This is a genomic window from Streptomyces massasporeus (genome assembly GCF_014648995.1).
Classification (GTDB): Bacteria; Actinomycetota; Actinomycetes; order Streptomycetales; family Streptomycetaceae; genus Streptomyces; species Streptomyces massasporeus.
In genome coordinates this window covers 85211-105943 of the sequence record NZ_BMSE01000009.1, presented here as the reverse complement: position 1 = coordinate 105943, position 20733 = coordinate 85211, and the positions used below count along the sequence as shown (strand labels likewise).

General features: G+C 71.4%; 20 protein-coding genes and 1 pseudogene. 6 read left to right on the top strand and 15 right to left on the bottom strand.

Annotation, left to right across the window (positions count from 1 at the left end):
* Positions 1–21: 21 nt before the first annotated feature.
* Positions 22–375: a hypothetical protein gene (locus IE153_RS20900; RefSeq protein ID WP_189591405.1), complete on the top strand. Its 354-nt coding sequence runs from the start codon at positions 22–24 to the stop codon at positions 373–375.
* A 116-nt stretch (positions 376–491) separates the two neighbouring features.
* On the top strand, positions 492–1145 hold the full coding sequence (locus tag IE153_RS20895) for a class I SAM-dependent methyltransferase (protein ID WP_229829104.1): 654 nt from the start codon (positions 492–494) through the stop codon (positions 1143–1145).
* A 142-nt stretch (positions 1146–1287) separates the two neighbouring features.
* Here the strand turns inward: IE153_RS20895 and kstD are convergent, their stop codons facing one another.
* From kstD to IE153_RS20875, 4 genes are all read right to left on the bottom strand, one after another.
* Positions 1288–3087 (bottom strand): 3-oxosteroid 1-dehydrogenase, encoded by a 1800-nt coding sequence (gene kstD, locus IE153_RS20890; protein WP_189591403.1) that lies wholly within the window; start codon positions 3085–3087, stop codon positions 1288–1290.
* A gap of 505 nt (positions 3088–3592) precedes the next feature.
* Positions 3593–4669, bottom strand: coding sequence for a sugar ABC transporter substrate-binding protein (locus IE153_RS20885; protein WP_189591530.1), 1077 nt, complete (start codon positions 4667–4669; stop codon positions 3593–3595).
* A gap of 152 nt (positions 4670–4821) precedes the next feature.
* Positions 4822–6741, bottom strand: a complete 1920-nt coding sequence (locus tag IE153_RS20880; protein WP_189591402.1) for an AMP-dependent synthetase/ligase — start codon at positions 6739–6741, stop codon at positions 4822–4824.
* 242 nt (positions 6742–6983) lie between these two features.
* Complete coding sequence (locus IE153_RS20875) at positions 6984–8273, bottom strand: acetyl-CoA C-acetyltransferase (RefSeq protein ID WP_189591401.1); 1290 nt, start codon at positions 8271–8273, stop codon at positions 6984–6986.
* A gap of 121 nt (positions 8274–8394) precedes the next feature.
* Between IE153_RS20875 and IE153_RS20870 the strand changes: the two genes are divergently transcribed.
* Both IE153_RS20870 and IE153_RS20865 read left to right on the top strand, forming a co-directional pair.
* On the top strand, positions 8395–9720 hold the full coding sequence (locus tag IE153_RS20870; RefSeq protein WP_189591400.1) for a 3-oxoacyl-ACP reductase: 1326 nt from the start codon (positions 8395–8397) through the stop codon (positions 9718–9720).
* On the top strand, positions 9720–10574 hold the full coding sequence (locus IE153_RS20865; RefSeq protein WP_189591399.1) for a MaoC/PaaZ C-terminal domain-containing protein: 855 nt from the start codon (positions 9720–9722) through the stop codon (positions 10572–10574). Before IE153_RS20870 ends, IE153_RS20865 begins: the two co-directional genes overlap by 1 nt.
* On the opposite strand, the gene IE153_RS20860 is transcribed toward IE153_RS20865, so the two are convergent.
* The 9 genes and pseudogenes from IE153_RS20860 to IE153_RS20825 form a co-directional block, all read right to left on the bottom strand.
* Positions 10562–11227 carry a TetR/AcrR family transcriptional regulator gene (locus IE153_RS20860; RefSeq protein ID WP_189591398.1) on the bottom strand — a complete coding sequence of 222 codons (666 nt, stop codon included), beginning with the start codon at positions 11225–11227 and terminating at the stop codon, positions 10562–10564. The two genes, IE153_RS20865 and IE153_RS20860, sit on opposite strands and share 13 nt — an antisense overlap.
* Positions 11228–11514: 287 nt before the next feature.
* The gene (locus IE153_RS20855; RefSeq protein WP_189591397.1) at positions 11515–12837 is read right to left on the bottom strand and encodes a dicarboxylate/amino acid:cation symporter; all 1323 of its coding nucleotides are present in this window, start codon (positions 12835–12837) and stop codon (positions 11515–11517) included.
* A gap of 66 nt (positions 12838–12903) precedes the next feature.
* Positions 12904–12963 (bottom strand): annotated as a pseudogene (locus tag IE153_RS42900) (putative leader peptide); the annotation flags it as partial.
* Positions 12964–13145: 182 nt separating this feature from the next.
* Positions 13146–13445 carry a DUF4229 domain-containing protein gene (locus IE153_RS20850; RefSeq protein ID WP_189591396.1) on the bottom strand — a complete coding sequence of 100 codons (300 nt, stop codon included), beginning with the start codon at positions 13443–13445 and terminating at the stop codon, positions 13146–13148.
* A gap of 91 nt (positions 13446–13536) precedes the next feature.
* A complete protein-coding gene (locus tag IE153_RS20845) occupies positions 13537–14061 on the bottom strand; it encodes a GNAT family N-acetyltransferase (RefSeq protein WP_097218918.1) in 525 nt (174 codons plus the stop codon).
* Positions 14062–14077: 16 nt separating this feature from the next.
* Positions 14078–14728 carry a UdgX family uracil-DNA binding protein gene (locus IE153_RS20840; RefSeq protein WP_189591395.1) on the bottom strand — a complete coding sequence of 217 codons (651 nt, stop codon included), beginning with the start codon at positions 14726–14728 and terminating at the stop codon, positions 14078–14080.
* Positions 14729–14843: 115 nt separating this feature from the next.
* Positions 14844–16007 (bottom strand): aminofutalosine synthase MqnE, encoded by a 1164-nt coding sequence (gene mqnE / locus IE153_RS20835; RefSeq protein WP_189591394.1) that lies wholly within the window; start codon positions 16005–16007, stop codon positions 14844–14846.
* 82 nt (positions 16008–16089) lie between these two features.
* A complete protein-coding gene (locus IE153_RS20830; protein ID WP_031103084.1) occupies positions 16090–16545 on the bottom strand; it encodes an Lrp/AsnC family transcriptional regulator in 456 nt (151 codons plus the stop codon).
* A 57-nt stretch (positions 16546–16602) separates the two neighbouring features.
* Positions 16603–17265, bottom strand: coding sequence for a UbiX family flavin prenyltransferase (locus IE153_RS20825; RefSeq protein ID WP_189591393.1), 663 nt, complete (start codon positions 17263–17265; stop codon positions 16603–16605).
* A gap of 115 nt (positions 17266–17380) precedes the next feature.
* Here IE153_RS20825 and IE153_RS20820 point away from each other — a divergent pair, with 115 nt between their 5' ends.
* Positions 17381–17989, top strand: a complete 609-nt coding sequence (locus tag IE153_RS20820; RefSeq protein WP_189591392.1) for a rhomboid family intramembrane serine protease — start codon at positions 17381–17383, stop codon at positions 17987–17989.
* Here the strand turns inward: IE153_RS20820 and mqnP are convergent, their stop codons facing one another.
* Both mqnP and IE153_RS20810 read right to left on the bottom strand, forming a co-directional pair.
* Positions 17990–18892: a menaquinone biosynthesis prenyltransferase MqnP gene (gene mqnP, locus IE153_RS20815; protein WP_189591391.1), complete on the bottom strand. Its 903-nt coding sequence runs from the start codon at positions 18890–18892 to the stop codon at positions 17990–17992.
* Positions 18889–20340: a menaquinone biosynthesis decarboxylase gene (locus tag IE153_RS20810; protein WP_189591390.1), complete on the bottom strand. Its 1452-nt coding sequence runs from the start codon at positions 20338–20340 to the stop codon at positions 18889–18891. The genes mqnP and IE153_RS20810 overlap by 4 nt, the downstream gene beginning before the upstream one ends.
* A 66-nt stretch (positions 20341–20406) precedes the next feature.
* On the opposite strand from IE153_RS20810, the gene IE153_RS20805 reads away from it, so the two are divergent.
* Positions 20407–20700 (top strand): PLD nuclease N-terminal domain-containing protein, encoded by a 294-nt coding sequence (locus IE153_RS20805; RefSeq protein WP_189591389.1) that lies wholly within the window; start codon positions 20407–20409, stop codon positions 20698–20700.
* The last annotated feature ends 33 nt before the right edge of the window (positions 20701–20733 follow it).

Here is a 20733-nt window from a genome sequence, read left to right as displayed (position 1 = left end):
CGGCCGTGGGACGATGAGCGGATGCGGGAAGACCAGGAGAACAGTGGGGAAGCCGGCGGTACGCCCGCCGACAAGCCCCTGGCCATGGGCCTGTCGGTCGGCCTGTCCCTCGGCACGGCCATAGGCATCGTGCTCGGCATGACCGTCTTCGACAATCCCGCGCTGGGCCTGGCCTTGGGCCTCGGCTTCGGCACGGCGATCGGAGCGGGCGCGGGTATCGGCGCGGGGCGGGCCCGGCAGGTCCAGGGGGACGGGGAGAACCCGGGCGATGGGAAGAACCCGGGCGACGCGGGCAAGCAGGGCGCCGTGGAGCATGGCCGGAACCAGGCGGACGGCCGCTCGGACGAGGGCCGGGAAGACAGCGGCTCGCGCTAGGGTCTCCGGCCATGACCGATGCCCCTGACCGCGTGAATGACGCCCCGGACCTCGTGAGCGACACCCCCGGTCTTGTGACCGACACCCCCGGTCCAGTGACCGGCGCCCCTGACCTCGTGACCGACACCCCCGGCTTCGTGTGCGAGACCCGCCTGTTCTACGACACCGTCGCCGAGGAGTACGCCGTCCAGTTCGGTGACCTGCGCCCGGGGACGGCGCTGGACCGGGGCGTGCTGCACGGGTTCGCGGAGCTCGTGGGCGAGGGGGGCGACGTCGCCGACCTGGGGTGCGGGCCCGGGCGGGTGACGGCGTACCTGGCGTCCCAGGGGCTGTCGGTGTTCGGGCTGGACCTGTCGGAGTCGATGCTCGCGATCGCCCGCCGCGAGAATCCGGGCCTGCGGTTCGAACAGGGCGCGATGCAGGAGCTGGACCTGCCGGACGGCTCACTCGACGGTGTCGTGGCCTGGTACTCGATCATCCACACACCCGAGGAGCACCTGCCCGCCCTCTTCGCCGGTTTCCACCGCGTCCTGCGCCCCGGCGGCCATCTGCTGCTCGGCTTCCAGTGCGGCGACGAGCCCCGCCGCTACGAGGAGGCCTTCGGCCACCAGGTGTCCCTGACCTTCCGCCGGGGCCGGCCGGAGCGCATCGGCGCCCTGCTGAGCGACGCCGGCTTCACCGTCCGCGCCACGACCGTACGAGAGCCCGACGAGACACAGGGCGAGCCGGTCGCCCAGGCGAGCCTCGTGGCGCGCAAGCCCGGGGACTGAACCGCCCGGGGCATCGCCGCAGCCCCACGCGCGACGCCCCGGGTGGCCCCGTGATCGGCCGCGGATGCCCACAGGCGCACCGCGACCGGTTCACGCTCAGCTCTCTGGAGACCCCCGGCCCCGCCCAGCCCAGCCCCGCCCCCTACAGCGCCCCCGCGATGTCCCGCGCCGCGATGTACCCGAACGTCATCGCCGGGCCGATCGTCGAGCCCGCGCCCGCGTAGCTGTGGCCCATCACGGCCGCGCTGGCGTTCCCCGCCGCGTACAGGCCCGGGATCACCGAGCCGTCCTCGCGCAGCACCCGGGCCCGGGCGTCCGTGCGGAGGCCGCCCTTGGTGCCGAGGTCGCCGGGGACGATGCGGAAGGCGTGGAACGGGGGCAGCCAGAGGGGGGCCAGACAGGAGTTGGGGAGGACCGAGGGGTCCGTGTAGTAGTGGTCGTAGGCGCTGTCGCCGCGGTGGAAGTCGGGGTCCTCGCCCTGTCGCGCCTGAGCGTTGAAGCGGTTCACGCTGCTGCGCAGGGCCGCCGCGGGCACACCGATCGAGGCCGCCAGGGCGTCCAGGGTCCACTCCTTGTGCGCGGCCCCGGAGTCGTACCAGGCGTCGGGGAAGGGCAGGGTCGGCAGGACGTCCTTGAAGAGGTACCGGTTGCGGTAGTTCTGGTCGACGATCAGCCAGCAGGGGATGGCCGGGTCGGTGTCGTGGACGTCGTACATGGTGTGCACGACGTCGCTGTAGGGCGCGGCCTCGTTGACGAAGCGGCGGCCCGAGCCGTTCACCAGCAGCCCGCCGGGCAGGGTGCGTTCGGCGAGGCAGAAGTAGGGCCGGCCGGGGATCGGGATCGCCGGGCCCCACCAGGCGTCCTCCATCAGGTCGAGCGCCGCGCCCAGCCGCTCGCCCGCCCGGATGCCGTCGCCGGTGTTCTCCTTGGCCCCGACGGTCCAGTCCGTGCCGATGGGCTGACGCTGGAAGCGTTCCCGCATCGCGGCGTTGTGCTCGAAGCCGCCCGAGCCGACGATCACGCCCCGGCGGGCGCGGACCAGGCCGGGTGTGCCGTCGCGGGTGACGACGGCTCCGGTCACCGTGCCGTTCTCGACGTGCAAGTCGGTCAGGGGTGTGTTGAGCCAGACCGGGACCCCGGCCGATCGCAGGCCCGCGCGCAGGCCGGCCGCCAGCGCCTGGCCCATCGTCAGGGGTTTCTGGCCGAGCGTCGCCGCCTTCACGCCGCGGGCGAGGCACTGGGCGGCGACGGCCGCGCCCCGGGCGTTCACGGCGGCCAGGGCGACCCACTTGTAGTCGGCGCTGAAGACGACCATGCCGGCGGGGACGTCCATGTACGGCGGGTTCAGGTGGGCCAGCTCGGCGCCCAGGAGGTTGCCGTCGAACTGGTCGGGCTCGATGGAGCGGCCGTTCGGCAGGCCGCCGGAGAGCTCGGGGTAGTAGTCGCTGTAGCCCTCCATCCAGCGGAACCGGAGGGGGCTGTTCGCCATGACGAAGGAGATCGTCGCCGGGCCGTGGGTGAGGAAGGCCCGTTGCCGGTCGGCGGGAACGTCCGGGCCGACGACCGCGGCGAGGTAGGCGGCGGCCTTCGCGGGGGTGTCCGGGACGCCGGCCGCGAGGATCACGGAGTTGTTGGGGATCCAGATCCCGGCGCCGGAGCGGGCGGCCGAGCCGCCGAAGGTCGGTGCCTTCTCCACGACGACGCAGCTCAGGCCCTGCCGCGCGGCCGTCAGCGCGGCGGTCATGCCGGCGGCCCCGGAGCCGATGACGACGACGTCGTACGTGCCGAGCGGGGGTAAGTCGGCTGCCCGGGCGCCCTGTCGGACGCCCGTGGCGACGGCGAGCCCGGCACCGGCGGCCCCGGCCAGCAGTCGCCTTCGGGTCGGGGCTGTGTCAGTGCCCGCGGTGTCCGCGGTGTCCGCGGTGTCCGTGCGTGTGGTCATGGCCGCTCCAGCCCGACGAGAACGCGAAAGGGGTGGGGAATGTCGCGCGGGGGTCTTGCGAAGTCAAGACCCCCGCGACACCCACCGCGCGCCCGCACCCGGAGACGTCGCCGCGCGTCCGCCACCCGGACCCGACGCCCCCACGCGCCCGCCACCCGAAGCCGAGGCCACACGCCTCCACCACCCGCACGCGACGGCCACACACGCCCGCACCCGGAGACGTCGCCGCGCGTCCGCCACCCGAAGCCGAGGCCACACGCCTCCACCACCCGCACGCGACGGCCACACGAGCCCGTACCCGGAGCCGGAGACGACGGCCACACGCGCCCACCACCCGGAGCCGGGCCCGACGGCCACACCCGCCCGTACCTGGAGCCGGACCCGACGGCCACACCCGCCCGCAGCCCGAAGCCGGAGCCGGACCCGACGGCCACACGAGCCCGCCCACCGGAAGCCGATGGCCATGCGCGGCCGCCGGCCCGGACCCGACGGCCACCCGCGTCCGTTACTCGAGCCCGATGGCCGCGCAGTCCGCCTTGTACTTGGAGGTGCAGATGTCCTTCACGGTGTACACGCCATCCGTGATCACCGTGTCCTCGATGTTGTCCTTGGTGAGGGCGACCACCGGCACCAGCATCGCCGGGATGCTCTTCTTCGTGGGGCTGTCGACGGTCTCCCGGGTCAGTGCCGCGAACTCGATCGCGCGGCCCTGCACCTTGGCCACCGCGATCTTCGCGGCGTTGGTCGCCTCCAGCAGGAAGGACTTGTACACGGTCATGTACTGCTCGCCGGAGACCACCCGCTGCACCGCGTCGAGGTTGGCGTCCTGCCCGGTCACCGGCGGCATCCTGGTGGCCCCGGCCTCCTGGAGCGCCTCGATGACGGCGCCGGCCATGCCGTCGTTGGCCGAGTAGACGGCGGCGATGTTGTTCAGCCCGACGGACTGGATCGCCTTCTTCATGTTGGCCTTGGCGATCGCGGGCTTCCACTCCTTGGTGTCGTACTCCTTGACGATGTTCACCTGGCCCCGGAGCTCGCTCAGCGCGCCGTCCTTGAACCGGGCGGTGTTCGGGTCGCCGGGGTCGCCGTTCATCATGACGACCTTGCTCTTCTCGGCCTTGTCGCCGAGCTCTCCGATGATGGCGCGGCCCTGGACCTGCCCGACGAGTTCGTTGTCGTGGGAGACGTAGGCGTCGATCGGGCCCTCGGCGAGCCGGTCGTAGGCGATGACCGGGATGCCGGCGTCCTTGGCCTTCTGGACGTCCGTGGCGATGGTCTTGGAGTTGAGGGCGTCGACGAGGATGACGTCCACCTTGTCGGCGATCATCTTCTGGAACTGCTCGCTCTGTCTGGTGACGCTGGCCTCGGCGTTGGCGTAGCGGACCGTGCCCTTGTTCTCCGTGAGGGACGCGACCTCCTGCTTGATCAGCGGGTAGTCGAACTTCTCGAAGCGTGCCGTGTCCCGGTCGGGCAGCAGCAGGCCCACCGTGATGTCGTTGCCCTTCTTCGCGGCGGAGTCGTCACTCCCGCCGTCGCCGCAGGCGGCGAGGGACACGGCCGATACGGAGACCGCCAGGGCCATGGAGATTCGCCGCACGGCGGCCTGACGGGGGTTGCGCGCTATCACTGGTGGAGCCTTCCGATGGGGGGAGCATCGTGACGAGGTGGTCGAAAGCCAACGGGCAGACGCCGTGCGTCGTCAAGAACCACGTGTGAAGAGATCGCAAAGGTGACTCACCGGGTGTACAGACCCTCCACTTCCGTGGCGAACGCGCGCAGCACGGCCTCCCGGCGGAGCTTCATCGACGGAGTCAGGAGACCCGCCTCCTCCGTGAAGTCCTCGGGCAGGATGGCGAAGCGGCGGATGGACTCCGGGCGGGAGACCATCTTGTTGGCCTCGTCGACCGCGCGTTGCAGGACGGCGCGCAGTTCCTCGTCGTCGACGAGGAGCGTGGCCGGCACGGGGTGTTTGCCGTTCATCTGGCGCCAGTGGGTGATGCCGTCCGGGTCGAGGGTGATCAGCGCCGAGACGAAGGGGCGGCCGTCGCCCAGGACGAGACACTGGGAGATCAGCGGGTGCGAGCGCAGCCAGTTCTCCAGCGGGGCCGGGGCGACGGACTTGCCGCCCGCGGTGATGAGCAGTTCCTTCTTGCGGCCGGTGATCGTCAGATAGCCCTCGTCGTCGAGTTCGCCGAGGTCGCCGGTGGCGAGCCAGCCGTCGGGGGCGGCGGGGACGACGCCCCCGGCCTGCGGGTCCCAGTAGCCGCGCAGCACGTGGTCGCCGCCGACCAGGATCTCGCCGTCGGCGGCGATGCGGACGCGGGTGCCGGGCAGCGGCCAGCCGACGGTGCCGAGGCGGGGTTTGAGGGGCGGGGTGACGGTGCTCGCGCCGGTGGTCTCCGTCAGGCCGTAGCCCTCGAAGATCTCGATGCCGGCACCGGCGTAGAACGCGGCGAGGCGGGGGCCGAGCGGGGAGCCGCCGCAGATGGCGTAGCGGACCCTGCCGCCCATGGCGTTGCGGAGGCGACGGTAGACCAGGGGGTCGTAGAAGGCGCGGGCGGTCTTCAGGGCGCGGGAGGGGCCGGGGCCGGTGCCGGTCTGCTGGGCCTCCAGGGCCTCTCCATAGCGCTGCGCGACCGACACCGCGCGGTCGAACGAGGAGACGCGGCCGCCCGACTCGGCCTTGGCGCGGGCCGAGTTGAAGACCTTCTCCAGCATGTACGGGATGGCCAGCAGACAGGTCGGCCGGAAGCTGGCCAGGTCCGGGAGCAGTCGGTCGGCCTTGATGCTGGGGGCGTGGCCCAGCCGGACGCGGGCCCGGATACAGGCGATCGCCACCATGCGGCCGAAGACGTGGGACATCGGCAGGAACAGCAGGACGGAGGCCTCTTCGCTGGTCTTGGCCCGGAAGACGGGGTAGAGCAGCTCGATGGCGTTGTCGACCTCGGCGAAGAAGTTGCCGTGGGTGAGGGCGCAGCCCTTGGGGCGGCCCGTGGTGCCCGAGGTGTAGACGAGGGTGGCGAGGGTGTCGGGGCCGAGCATGCCGCGCCGCACCTCGACCTCCTGGTCGGGCAGGTGCGCCCCGGCCTCCACGAGCCGGTCCACGTGGCCCTTCTCGACGATCCACAGGTGCTGGAGGTCGGGCAGCCGCTCGCGCTCCGGGCCGAGGGCGGCGGCCTGTGCGGCGGTCTCGGTGACCAGGGCGACCGCGCCGGAGTCCTGGAGGATCCAGCGGGCCTGGAAGACGGAGGAGGTGGGGTAGACGGGGACGGTGACCAGTCCGGCCGCCCAGGCGGCGAAGTCCAGGACGGTCCACTCGTAGATGGTGCGGGCCATCACGGCGATCCGGTCGCCCGGCATCAGGCCCTCGGCGACCAGGCCCTTGGCCACGGCCCGCACCTGGTCGGCGAATTGCGCCGCCGTGACGTCGCTCCAGCGGCCGTCGGCGTCCTTGCGGCTGAGGGCCACGGCACCCGGGTTCGCGCTCGCGTTGTCGAACGGCAGGTCGGCGAGCGAGCCGTGGGTCCACGGCGGGGCCAGCGGCGGTACGGAGGCCTCCCGTACCGCCCCGTCCAGCCGCCGCACCTCGGGCTCGACCAGCACCGGCCCTCCGTACGCGTCGCCGTAGGCGGAGGAGGGATACGCAGTGGACACGGGCGGCTCCTGGGGCGTGCAGCGAAGGACTGCTTGCTGCATGACGTACGTGCCTCGCACGCCGAGGCGCTCAACCGGCTCAATCCCCCTTGAGAGGTCCCTAAGGGGTTACTGACGGTAGGAACGGGATCGTACGGCGCGCACGTGGCGGGTTTGTGCGGGTTCGGGGATGGTCCGGAGCCAGGCCTGTGCAATCTCGGGGGTTACGTGAGGGTGTTTCAGGTTCCGCACGGCCCTCGCTCTCAGGCGCGCTCCAGAACGGCCGTCACCCCCTGTCCGCCCGCCGCGCAGACGGAGATCAGGCCGCGGGCGGGGGCGTCCCGTTCGGTGAGGAGCTTGGCGAGGGTGGCGACGATCCGGGCGCCCGTGGCGGCGAAGGGGTGGCCGGTGGCGAGGGACGAGCCGGCGACGTTCAGCCGGGCGCGGTCCACGGTGCCGAGGCCCTGCTTCTCCCAGGCGGCGAGCGTCGCCAGCACCTGGGAGGCGAACGCCTCGTGGATCTCGACGAGGTCGAAGTCGTCCAGGCCCAGCCCGGCCCGCTCCAGCATGCGCGGGACGGCGTGGGCGGGTGCCATGAGCAGTCCGTCCTCGCCGCCGGCCACGTCGCCGCCCACGAAGTCGACGGCCGCCGTCTCGTACGCGGTGAGGTACGCCAACGGCTCCAGGCCGCGCTCGCGGGCCCACTCCTCGCTCGCCAGCAGGACGGTCGCGGCGCCGTCCGTCAACGGGGTGGAGTTCCCGGCCGTCATGGTCGGGTCGGGGTGGCCGAGCCCGAACACCGGCTTCAGGGAGGCGAGTTTCTCCACCGTCGAGCCGGGGCGCAGGTTCTGGTCGCGGGCCAGGCCGCGGAAGGGGACCACCAGGTCCTGGAACAGGCCGCGTTCGTACGCCGCCGCCAGCCGCTGGTGACTGGTGGCGGCGAGTTCGTCCTGCGCCTCGCGCGGGATGCCCCAGGCGCGGGCGGTGACGGCGGCGTGTTCGCCCATGGACAGGCCGGTGCGCGGCTCGGCGTTGCGCGGGATGTCGGGGACGAGGTGGCCCGGGCGCACCTTCGCGAGGGCCTTGAGGCGGGCGCCCGCCGACTTCGCCCGGCGGGCTTCGAGGAGGATGCGGCGCAGGGAGTCGTTGACGCCGAGGGGCGCGTCGCTGGCGGTGTCGGCGCCGCCCGCGACGGCCGATTCGCTCTGGCCGAGGGCGATCTTGTTGGCGGCGGCGATGACGGCCTGGAGGCCGGTGCCGCAGGCCTGCTGAATGTCGTAGGCGGGGGTGCGCGGGTGGAGGGTCGAGCCGAGGACGGTCTCGCGGGCGAGGTTGAAGTCGCGGCTGTGCTTGAGCACGGCACCGGCGACGAACTCGCCGACCGCGCCCGGCTCCTGGAGTCCGTACCTCTCGACGAGGCCGTCCACGGCGGCGGTGAGCATCTGCTGGTTGGAGGCGGTGGCGTAGGGGCCGTCGGAGCGGGCGAAGGGGATGCGCGCTCCGCCGACGATCGCCACGCGCCGCACCGACTGCGACAGTTGCTGGGGGCTCATCTCGACCAGCTCATCTCGACCTGCTCCTCGTCCATGACGTAGCCTTACCTCCGGTAACCTTACTCCAGAGTAAGCAGGAGTGGGGCTTCGGTGAGCCGTCCTCGGGAACTGGGAGTCGTCCATGGCCGACCGCTATCTGCGCTTGACCGGCACCGCGCCCGGCCGCTTCCTCACGCGCCGGCTGGGGCTGCCGCAGCCCGCGGCGCTGACCCGCTGGTCCGCCGAGCGGCCCGCCCTGGACGGCGGCCTGCTGCACCTCACCGCCGGCCGGTCCGCCCTCGACCTGGCTCCGGTCCTGGCCCGTACGGGGATCGGCCCGGCCGGCTCCGGCCGAACGGCCGCCGTCGTCCTGGACGCGACCGGGGTGCGGGACGTCGAGGCCCTGGCAGAGGTGCACGCCGCCCTGCATCCGGTCGTACGGTCGGTCGCCTCCAGTGGGCGCGTCGTGGTGCTCGGCGCGCCGCTCGACCCCGCCGACCACCACCAGGCCGCGGCCCAGCAGGCCCTGGAGGGCTTCACGCGCTCCCTCGGCAAGGAGATCGGCCGGGGCAGGACGGTGAACCTGGTCCGGCTCACGGACGCCGCCGCCGCGGAGTCGACCCTGCGCTTCCTGCTGTCGCCCAAGTCGGCCTACGTCAGCGGGCAGGTGATCGAGGTCGGAGCCGACCGGGAGCCGACCGCCGCCGACCGGGAGCCGACCTCCGCCGACCCGGACCGCCCCCTGTCCGGCCGCACCGCCCTCGTCACCGGGGCCGCCCGGGGCATCGGTGAGGCGGTCGCCGAGACCCTCGCGCGGGACGGTGCCCGGGTCGTCGTGCTCGACGTGCCGCAGGCCGAGCAGGATGCCCGGCGGGTCGCCGAGCGGCTCGGGGGCAGCGCGCTGCTGCTCGACATGACGTCCGCCGACGCGGGCGCCCGGATCGCCGAGGCGCTGCCCGACGGCCTGGACCTGCTGATCCACAACGCGGGCATCACCCGCGACCGGCGTCTGGTGAACATGCCCGCCGAACGCTGGATCTCCGTCCTGGAGGTGAACCTGGCGAGCGTGCTGCGCACCACGGACGCCCTGCTGAAGGACGGCACGCTGAAGCGCGGCGGCCGGATCGTCGCCACCGCCTCGATCGCGGGGATCGCCGGCAACGCCGGCCAGACCAACTACGGCGCGAGCAAGGCGGGCGTCGTCGGCCTGGTCCGCTCCCTCGCGCCGCGCGCCCTCGACGAGCACGGCGTGACCGTCAACGCGGTCGCGCCCGGCTTCATCGAGACGAAGATGACGGCCGCCGTCCCGCTGTTCATCCGCGAGGCGGGCCGGCGCATGAACTCCCTCGCGCAGGGCGGCCTCCCGGCCGACGTCGCCGAGACCACCGCCTGGCTGGCGCACCCGGCCTCGGGCGCGGTCAACGGCCAGGTCGTCCGCGTCTGCGGCCAGAGCCTGCTGGGGGCGTGATGGCCGACTCCGCCGCCGCTCTCGTCCTCACGCAGTCCCCCTCCCTCGCCCCGCTCCTCGCCCGGGGCGCCCTGCTGTCGCCCTTCAAACGCCCGGGCCCCGACGGGGAGTTCCCCCGCACCCGGCTCGTCCTGCCCGGCCTGCGCGTCGACCTCGCGCGGCTCGCGGCGTACGAGCGGGTCTGCGGGTTCCCGACCGGGGAGGACGCGCTGCCGGTGACGTATCCGCACGTGCTCGGATTCCCCCTGGCCATGCGGCTGATGAGCGGCCGGGGCTTCCCGCTGCCGCTGCTCGGCCTCGTCCACACGTCGATCACCGTCACCCGGCACGCACGGATGCCGGCGAGCGGCACGTACGAACTCTCCGTGCACATCGAGGGGCTGGCCCCCCACCGGCGCGGCACGGAGGCCACGGTCGTCACCGAGGTGCGCGGCGGCGGGGACCTCGTCTGGGAGTCCAGGAGCACCTATCTGGCCCGGCACCGCACGCAGGAGCCGGTCGCGGCTCCCCGGGAGGCGGAGGCCCGCAAGCCGCTGCCCGAGGCCGCGCGGTGGCGGCTCGCCGGGGACGTCGGACGCCGCTACGGGGCCGCCTCCGGGGACCGCAACCCGATCCACCTGCACCCGCTCACGGCCCGGCTGTTCGGCTTCCCCCGGGCCATCGCCCACGGCATGTGGACCGTGGCCCGCTGCCTCGCCGCGCACGGCGTCCCGGAGTCCTGCCATCTGCGCGCGGAGTTCCGGGCCCCGGTCCTGCTGCCCGGCGAGGTGACGTACGCGGAGCGGGACGGCCGGTTCGAGCTGCGCGGCGGGGAGGACCGGATCCATGTGACGGGGGACGTCTACCCGGTGTGAGGGCCCGGCTGCTCCTCCGGAGGTGCCCAGGGCCGTCCCGCCATGAGGTCGCCGAGCCCGGCCCAGGCGAAGTTCATCAGCGTGGCCGCGGCCTGGCGGGCGGTGACGCCCGGGGTGGCGTTGGCCCAGGCGGCGAGCGACTCGGCGGCGCCGACCAGGGCCTCGGCGAGACCTGCGACCTCGCGCTCGGGCAGGTCGGGGTCGCGGTGGGCCTCGCGGGCGCCGGCGAGGATCAGCTGCGTCACGAAGGCGACGATCTCCTCGCGCATCGCGGTGACCTCGGCGGCGAACGGCTCGCCGTGCGTACGCGCCTGGAGGTGCAGGACCGACCAGGCGTCCGGGTTCTCGCCGGTGTGCGTGAAGAAGGCGCCGAGGCCCTCCCACAGTTGCCGGTCGGCGGGCAGGTCGCGGCGGACCCCGGCCCGTACCGCCTCGACGAGGGCCCCCGCCTCCCGGCGGATGCAGGCGGTGAAGAGGTCTTCCTTCGAGTTGAGGTACAGGTAGACCAACGGCTTGGACACACCGGCGAGTTCGGCTATCTCGTCCATCGACGCGGCCATGTAGCCCCGTTGGCCGAAGATCTGCACGGCGGCGTCCAGCATCTGCTGCTCACGGACCGCGCGCGGCATCCGCTTGGTCTTCACGGCACCCATAGCGCTTAGCGTACGGGCCCGGCGGGCCGCCGCCCCCGGGCCTGCCCTGACAGACCAGGGGTGATGGCGGTATACCGCCAGCCATGAAGCCGGCCGGATCTCCGCGGTGCTTGCCGAGGACGCGGAGTGGACCGCGCCGGTGGGCCATGCCACGGCTGTCGCGTTGGAGGTGCCGAGTCACATGGACACGGGCAAGGGGCACCGCCTGCTCTTCGGCGAGTTGCCGCGGTAGCAGGGGGCGCCCCCGGAGTGCCGTCAGGCCGGAGTGCCGTCAGGCCGGAGTGCCGTCAGGCGGTCGCGCCGATCGGCTCGGTCCGGTCGCGCGGCTCGTCACGCGGCTCGTCGAACGGGTCGTCCAGGGACGAGCCGTCGGCCGTGGCGTAGGCGTCACGGTCGAGCAGGTTCTCGCGGGCGGAGACCAGGACGGGGATCAGGGCCTGTCCGGCGACGTTGGTCGCGGTGCGGATCATGTCCAGGATCGGGTCGATCGCGAGGAGCAGGCCCACGCCCTCCATCGGCAGACCGAGGGTGGAGAGGGTCAGGGTCAGCATGACCGTCGCGCCGGTCAGGCCGGCCGTGGCGGCGGAGCCGACCACCGAGACGAACGCGATCAGCAGGTAGTCACCGACGCCCAGCTGGATGTCGAAGATCTGGGCGACGAAGATCGCGGCGATGGCCGGGTAGATCGCGGCGCAGCCGTCCATCTTGGTCGTCGCGCCGAACGGCACCGCGAAGGACGCGTACTCCTTCGGCACGCCGAGCCGCTCGGTGACCTTCTGCGTCAGCGGCATGGTGCCGACCGAGGAGCGGGAGACGAAGGCCAGCTGGATCGCGGGCCAGGCGCCCTTGAAGAACTGGATCGGGTTGACCTTGGCGACGGTCGCGAGCAGCGTCGGGTAGACGCCGAACAGCACGATGAGGCAGCCGACGTAGATGTCGGCGGTGAACGTCGCGTACTTGCCGATCAGGTCCCAGCCGTACGTGGCGATGGCGTAGCCGATGAGGCCGATCGTGCCGACCGGGGCGAGCCGGATGACCCACCACAGCGCCTTCTGGAGCAGGCTGAGGACCGACTCGCTCAGGGCGAGGATCGGCTGGGCCTTCTCGCCGAGCTGGAGCGCGGCGATACCGGCGACGGCGGCCATGAAGACGATCTGCAGCACGTTCAGCTGGGTGAACGGCGTGATGACGTCGGTCGGGATGATGCCGGTCAGGAAGTCGATCCAGGAGCCGGTGCTCTCGGGCTTCGCGCCGTCCTTGGGCGTGAGGCCGGTACCGGCGCCGGGGTTGGTGACCAGGCCGATGATCAGGCCGATGCTGACCGCGATCAGCGACGTGATCATGAACCAGAGGAGGGTGCGCGAGGCCAGGCGGGCCGCGTTGTTGACCTTCCGCAGGTTGGTGATCGAGACCAGGATCGCGAAGAAGACGAGCGGGGCGACGGCGAGCTTCAGCAGCCCGATGAAGGTGTCGCCGACCTTCTCCAGCGTCGTGACCAGCCAGGACACGTCCTGGTCGCGGGCGAGCCAGCCGAGCAGCACACCCAGGACGAGACCGGCGAGTATCTGGGCCCAGAAGGGCACCTTGAAGGACTTCGTGTGTGAGGACACGGACTGACTCCGTTGGGGGACGCGAGGGGGGAACTGACGTGGGAGACGACGGGGGGTTGCGTTACGTCAGGGACGACAGAAAGCGGACGCGCACCGACAGAGATCCACGTGCAGCCGCGCCACGAGCGGAGCGCTCAGGGGCGAATGGGGCGCGACTGCTGACTTCATACCACGACCTTAACACCTGAGCTTTGGGGACCCCAAAGCCTGGCTTTGACAGGTGACGACGCACACACACCCATACAACGCAAAGCGCCCCGTTTCCGAGGATGTACGGAAACGGGGCGCTGCGAACGCGTGCGGGGACCTTACGAGGTCTGCCCCTGGGCCCGGGCGCCGTCGTCGGCCCCGTCCTCCTGGCTGCGGTTGGCGTCCAGGTTGGCCTTCATCCGGTCGACGCGCTGGGCGACCTGAACCGACGCCCGGTCCCGCTCCTTGCGCAGGACGACGAAGCTGATCGGCGCGGAGATCAGCAGGGCGAGCAGCACGACCCACAGCCCGTTGCTGTTGCCGAGACCGCGCGGGGCGATGCCGGAGTAGACGGCGCCCCAGACGACCACGAGGCAGCCCACGAAGACTCCGAGGCGCATCAGCGTGTAGCGGAGCATCTCAATCCACTCTTCCGGTTCGAACGGTCGGAACGCACCCAAAGGGGCACCGTCCAGTGAAGCACGCCGAGCGGCCGATCTCGCAGGGGGGTCAGGCCAGGGGCAGCAGCATGATGACGTCGTCACGGTCGTCCCCCGGTGCCACCCGGATCGCCCCGGGGATGCGCCCGACCTCCTTGTACCCGCAGGACGCGTAGAACCGTTCAAGGCCGAGTCCGCCTCGGCAGGTCAGCCGGATCGCCTCGATCCCGTCCATGCGCCGGACCGCGTCGGCGGCGGCACCGAGCAGGTCCCGGCCGTAGCCCTTCCCCTGGTGCCGCGGGTGCACCATCACCGTGTACAGCCACAGCCAGTGCGTCATCAGGTGATGCGTGTTGTAGGTCAGGAACGCGGTGGCGGCGACCCGCCCCTCCTCGTCGTGCCCGACGAGCAGTTTGACCCGCCCCTCGGCCATCGACGCGAAGTGCTGCACCAGCGCGGGGCGGATCTCCTCGCGCGTCACCGGCGGCACGTACCCGACGGCTCCGCCGGCGTTGGAGACATCGGTCCACAGATCGAGCAGGCCGTCACGCAGCTCGGGGGTGACGGCGGGGTCGAGCGTGAAGGTAAGGGGCATGCATGGATTCTAGCTATTACGACAGTGCGTCCGCCGCCACTTTCAGGTCCGACACCAGTCCTCGGTACGCGGCCTCCCGGTCGTCGGACCGCAGCACCGACGAGGGATGCACGGTGGGCACCAGCCGCTCGGCCCGCCCGTGGATCTCCTCCTCCAGCACCGTCCCGCGCACCTGAGTGACCCGGAACGAGGACCCGAGCAGGGCCTTCCCCGCGGTGGCCCCCAGCACGACGATCAGCTCGGGCTCCACGACGGCGAGCTCCGCGGCAAGCCAGGGCCCGCAGGCGGCCGTCTCCCGCAGGGTCGGCGCCTTGTGGATCCGCCGCTTCCGCGGCTCGGCCTGCGTGAACTTGAAGTGCTTCACGGCGTTGGTGACATAGGCCTCGGCCGGATCGATCCCGGCCTCCCCCAGGGCCCGGTCCAGCAGCTTCCCGGCAGGCCCGACGAACGGCTTCCCCTGCCGGTCCTCCTGATCCCCGGGCTGCTCACCGACGAGCATGACCCGGGCGTCCTGGCTCCCCGCCCCGAACACGGTCTGGGTGGCGTCCCGGTGGAGGGGACAGCCCCGGCATCCGGCAGCGGCACGCCGCAGGGCGGGAAGCCCACCCCGCTCAGGAACGAAGGGTTCAGCGGTATGGGCATCCTCAGGTGCCGAGGTCCTGACCATGCCCGCCGGGTACCCCCCTCAGGGGCGCGGGGAACTGCGCGACCAGCCCCCACGCACCCGCACCCGCACCCGCACCCGCACCCGCACCCGCACCCGCACCCGCACCCGAAAGCGATCAAACCCTCATCGGCTGCGGAGACTCACGACGCTCCGGGTCAGCACCCTCGTACTCCCGAATGATCTCGTACCGCGTGTTCCGCTCCACGGGCCGGAACCCGGCATCGCGGATCAGATCCAGCAGATCCTCACGCGTCAGCTTGTTCGGCGTCCCGTAGTTGTCCGCGTCATGAGTGATCTTGTACTCGACGACGGACCCGTCCATGTCATCCGCACCGTGCTGAAGGGCGAGCTGGGCGGTCTGGACGCCGTGCATGACCCAGAACACCTTCACATGCGGCACGTTGTCGAACAGCAGCCGCGACACCGCGAAGGTCTTCAGCGCCTCCGCCCCCGTCGCCATCTGCGTCCGCGCCTGAAGGCGATTGCGGACCTTGCCGTCCTTCATGTCGACGAAGTCGTGCTGGTACCGCAGCGGGATGAAGACCTGGAAGCCGCCCGTCTCGTCCTGCAGCTCACGCAGCCGCAGCACGTGGTCCACCCGGTGCCGCGGCTCCTCGATGTGGCCGTAGAGCATGGTGGCCGGGGTCTTCAGACCCTTCTCGTGCGCGAGCCGGTGGATCCGGGACCAGTCCTCCCAGTGGGTCCGGTGGTCCACGATGTGCTGCCGGACCTCCCAGTCGAAGATCTCCGCGCCACCACCGGTGAGGGACTCCAGACCCGCGTCGATGAGCTCGTCGAGGATCTCCGACGCGCTCATCCCCGAGATCGTCTCGAAGTGGTGGATCTCCGTGGCCGTGAACGCCTTCAGCGAGACGTCCGGCAGCGCGGCCTTCAGCTCCCGCAGCGACCGCGGGTAGTAGCGCCACGGCAGGTTCGGGTGCAGCCCGTTGACGATGTGCAGCTCGGTGAGGTTCTCCGACTCCATCGCCTTCGCGAGCTTGACGGCCTCCTCGATGCGCATCGTGTACGCGTCCTTCTCCCCCGGCTTGCGCTGGAAGGAGCAGTACGCGCAGGAGGCCGTGCACACGTTCGTCATGTTGAGGTGACGGTTGACGTTGAAGTGCACGACGTCGCCGTTCTTGCGGGTGCGCACCTCGTGCGCCAGGCCGCCGAGCCAGGCCAGGTCGTCCGACTCGTACAGCGCGATGCCGTCCTCACGGGTCAGCCGGACACCCGCCCTGACCTTCTCCTCCAGCTCGCGCTTGAGCCCGAGATCCATGCCCTCACCTTTCTACGACGACGTCCCTTACCGTACGCCCCCACCCTTCGGACGGGAGGTGCCCCCAAACGGCCCTCCGGGCCTACTCCTCTTCGGGCAGTTCCCCGACCCGGTTCTCCCACTTCGTGGAGAGCACGATCGTCGTACGCGTCCGGGAGACCCCCTTCGTGCCGCTGAGCCGCCGGATCATCTTCTCCAGGCCGTCCACGTCGGCCGCGCGCACCTTGAGCATGTACGAGTCGTCGCCGGCGATGAACCAGCAGTCCTCGATCTCCGAGAGGTCCTTCAGCCGCTGCGCCACGTCCTCGTGGTCGGTGGCGTCCGAGAGCGAGATGCCGACCAGGGCGGTGACGCCGAGGCCGAGCGAGGCGGCGTCGACGGTGGCCCGGTAGCCGGTGATGACTCCGGCCGCCTCCAGCCGGTTGATGCGGTCGGTGACACTGGGTCCCGACAGTCCGACGAGGCGTCCCAGCTCCGCGTAGGAGGCCCGGCCGTTCTCCCTCAGGGCCTGGATGAGCTGCCTGTCCACCGCGTCCATTGCGATCGAAGCCTTCCGCTGAAGTTGTAGTTGAGTCCGATGGGGTTCGGGTGCTGCTCAGCCGTCGCGGTGCGCACCGCCGCCGAGTTCACCTTGCCAACGGCGGTAGAGCCCGTGCGGCACGCCCGCCGCGTCGAGTACGCGTCCGGCGACGAAGTCCACCAGGTCCTGGATGTGCGTCGCGCCCGCGTAGAAGGCGGGTGAGGCGGGCACGACCGTCGCGCCCGCGTCGTCGAGAGTGACCAGGTGCCGCAGGGTCTGGCCGTTGAGCGGTGTCTCGCGCACGGCCACGATCAGCTTGCGGTCCTCTTTGAGGGTCACGCTCGCCGCCCGTTGCAGCAGGTCCTTCGACAGACCGAGCGCGACCCCCGCCACGCTCGCCGTCGAGGCGGGCACGATGAGCATGCCCTTGGTGCGGTACGACCCCGAAGAGGGCCCGGCGGCCAGGTCGCCGGCGCTCCAGTGCCGTACGGCGTCGAGGTCGACGGAGAAGGTGTCCGGCTTGCCGTCGGCGCCCCGGGACAGCCATTCCCGCAGGTCGTCCCGCCAGTGGGCGTCCCGGAAGGAGATCCCGGTCTCGTCCAGCAGGGTGAGCCGGGAAGCCCGGGACACCACGAGATCGACGCTCTCGCCGGCGTCGAGAAGCGCCCTCAGCACGGCAGCGGCATACGGGGTGCCGGAGGCCCCGGACACCCCTACGATCCAAGGCGTACGCGGCATCTCGCCTGGCTTGACTGGGTTCACAACACCGAGCCTATCCGGCGTCCCAGGGTGGGAACCGGCCAAGGGGTGCGGGCCGTTGCACGGAGGGGACGAGCGAGCACTGGGGGTCGCCATGCCGGATCCGCGAGCCGGGTGGTCACAGAGCGATCGTGCGCTGGCCGCGGGCAAGCTGATGCTGGCCTGGGTGGCGCTGCTGTGGCTGCTGGAAGTGGTGGACGTGGCCACGGGCCATGCGCTGGACGGCTTCGGTGTCACCCCGCGCGACCCCTCCGAGCTGGTCGATGTCGTCCCCTCGTCCTTCATCCACTTCGGCTTCGCCCATCTGGCGGCGAACACCGTGCCGCTGCTGGTCCTCGGATTCCTCGCCGCGCTCGCGGGGCTGCGCCGGTTCCTGCTCGTCTGCGCGCTGATCATCGTCGTGGACGGCCTGGGCGTCTGGCTGATCGCCCCGGCCCACACCAACACCGCGGGCGCCTCCGGCGTGATCTTCGGCCTGTTCGGGTTCCTCCTGGTCACCGGTTTCGTCGAGCGCCGCCCCCTGGGCGTCCTGGCCGGGGTCCTGATCGCCGCGATCTGGGGCGGCTCCATCCTCACGGGCCTGGCCCCCACGCAGACGGGCGTCAGCTGGCAGGGCCACCTCATAGGCCTGCTCGCGGGCGTGGCGGCGGCGTTCCTGTTCCGCCGCCGCCCGGAGGCGAGCCGCGCGCTCACCGCACCGTGATCAGACGGTCAGGCCCCGCACCAGCAGGTCCAGCAGCGCGCACACGAACAGCGCGATCCCGATGAAGCCGTTGACGCTGAAGAAGGCGCGGTTCACGCGGGACAGGTCGTGAGGGCGCACGATCGAGTGCTCGTAGAGGAACGCGGCGGCGACGATCAGCAGGCCCAGCCAGAAGAAGGCACCGGTGCCGGTGGCCAGGGCGTACCAGACGAACAGGGCCGTCGTCAGGGCGTGGCAGACCCGCGCGCCCCAGATCGCCGACGGGATTCCGAAGCGCGCCGGGACGGACATGACGCCGATCTCGCGGTCGGTCTCCACGTCCTGACAGGCGTAGATCAGGTCGAAGCCGCCGATCCAGATGCCCACGGCGAGGCCGAGGATCACCGCGTCCCAGGACCACTCCCCCGAGATCGCCAGCCAGCCGCCGACCGGGCCCATCGCCTGGGCAAGGCCGAGGATGGCCTGCGGGAAGTTCGTGAACCGCTTGCCGTACGGGTAGACCACCATCGGGATCACCGCGATGGGGGCCAGCGCCAGGCACAGGGGGTTCAGCAGGGCGGCCGCGGTCAGGAACACGGCCAGGGCGATCAGCGCGCCCGTCCAGGCGTGCTTCACCGACATCGCGCCCGTCACCAGCTCGCGCTGCGCCGTGCGCGGGTTCCGCGCGTCGATCTCCCGGTCGATGATCCGGTTGACCGCCATCGCGAAGGTGCGCAGACCCACCATGCAGATGGTGACCAGCAGCAGCCGGCCCCAGTGGATGTTCTTGTCCCACTGGAACATCGCGGTCAGCGCGGCGATGTAGGCGAAGGGCAGCGCGAAGACCGAGTGCTCGATCATCACCAGCCGGAGGAAGGCCTTGGTGCGTCCCGGCTGCGGGATCGCGGCGGAAGCGGAACTCACAGGCCGTACTCCTTCCAGCGACGGTCCACCTTCGCCGCCGTCTCCGGGTCGGACTCCACCATGTCGGGCCAGCCGCCGTCGCGGGTGTAGCCCTCCTCGGGCCACTTCTTCGTCGCGTCGATGCCGGCCTTGCCGCCCCAGAACTGCTGGTAGGAGGCGTGGTCGAGGTGGTCGACCGGGCCCTCGACGATCGACAGGTCGCGGGCGTAGTCGGTGTTGCCCAGGGCCCGCCAGGCGACCTCGTGCAGGTCGTGCACGTCGCAGTCGGAGTCGACGACCACGATCAGCTTGGTCAGCGACATCATGTGCGCGCCCCAGATCGCGTGCATGACCTTCTGCGCGTGCTTCGGGTACTTCTTGTCGATCGAGACGATCGCGCAGTTGTGGAAGCCGCCCGCCTCCGGCAGGTGGTAGTCCACGATGTCCGGCACGATGATCTTCAGCAGCGGCAGGAAGAAGCGTTCCGTCGCCCGGCCAAGCGGCCCGTCCTCCGTCGGCGGGCGGCCCACGACGATCGACTGGAGCAGCGGCCGCTTCCGCATCGTGATGCAGTCGATCGTCAGCGCGGGGAAGGGTTCCTGCGGCGTGTAGAAGCCGGTGTGGTCGCCGAACGGCCCCTCGGGCAGCATCTCGCCCGGCTCCAGCCAGCCCTCGATCACGACCTCGGCCTGCGCCGGCACCTGGAGCGGCACGGTCTTGCAGTCGACCATCTCGATCCGCTTGCCCGCGAGGAACCCGGCGAACAGGTACTCGTCGATGTCCCCCGGCAGCGGGGCCGTGGACGCGTACGTCACGGCGGGCGGGCACCCGAAGGCGATGGCGACGGGCAGCCGCTCCCCGCGCCTGGCCGCCACCTGGTAGTGGTTCCGGCTGTCCTTGTGGATCTGCCAGTGCATGCCGATGGTGCGCTTGTCGTGGCGCTGGAGGCGGTACAACCCGAGGTTGCGGACGCCGCTCTCCGGGTCCTTCGTATGGGTCAGCCCCAGATTGAAGAACGACCCGCCGTCCTTCGGCCAGGTGAAGAGGGCCGGCAGCAGGTCCAGGTCGACGTCGTCCCCGGTCAGGACGACCTCCTGCACGGGGCCGTCCTTCACCTTCTTCGGCGGTACGTGCGTCATCGCGCCGAGCTTGCCGAAGGCCTCGCGCACGCCGACGAAGCCGTGCGGCAGCTCGGGCTTCAGCAGCCCGCCGATCCGCTCGGAGATCTCGCCGTACGACTTCAGGCCCAGGGCCTTCAGCAGCCGCCGGTCCGTGCCGAACACGTTCATCGCGAGCGGCATGCTCGAACCGCGCACGTTCTCGAAGAGCAGGGCGGGGCCGCCGGACTTCTGCACCCGGTCGACGATCTCCCCGACCTCCAGATACGGGTCCACCTCGGCCTTGATGCGCTTGAGGTCGCCCTCGCGCTCCAGCGCCCTGAGCAGGGAGCGAAGATCGTCGTAAGCCATGGGGTCCAGTATCCCCGAGCCGCTACCCTGGCCTGGAACCACCCACCGCTTTCGCTGAGAGGCCGCATGCTCCGGGTACTGATGTTCCTCGTGCCGCTGGCGCTCAGCGTGTACGCGTTCATCGACTGCATCAGCACGCAGGACGACGAGATCCGCCACATGCCCAAGCCGCTGTGGGCACTCCTCGTCCTGGTGTTCCCGCTCGTCGGGTCGATCTCCTGGCTGATCGCCGGTAAGAAGCGGGTGCCCGCGGCGGAGCGTCCGCGGCAGTGGGTGGCGCCGGACGACAATCCGGACTTCCTGAAGTCCCTCGACGAGGACAAGAACAAGGACGACGACCCGAGGCGCGACGAGTCCTGAGGGCGCCGGCTCTCCCGTCCGTGTGAAACGACT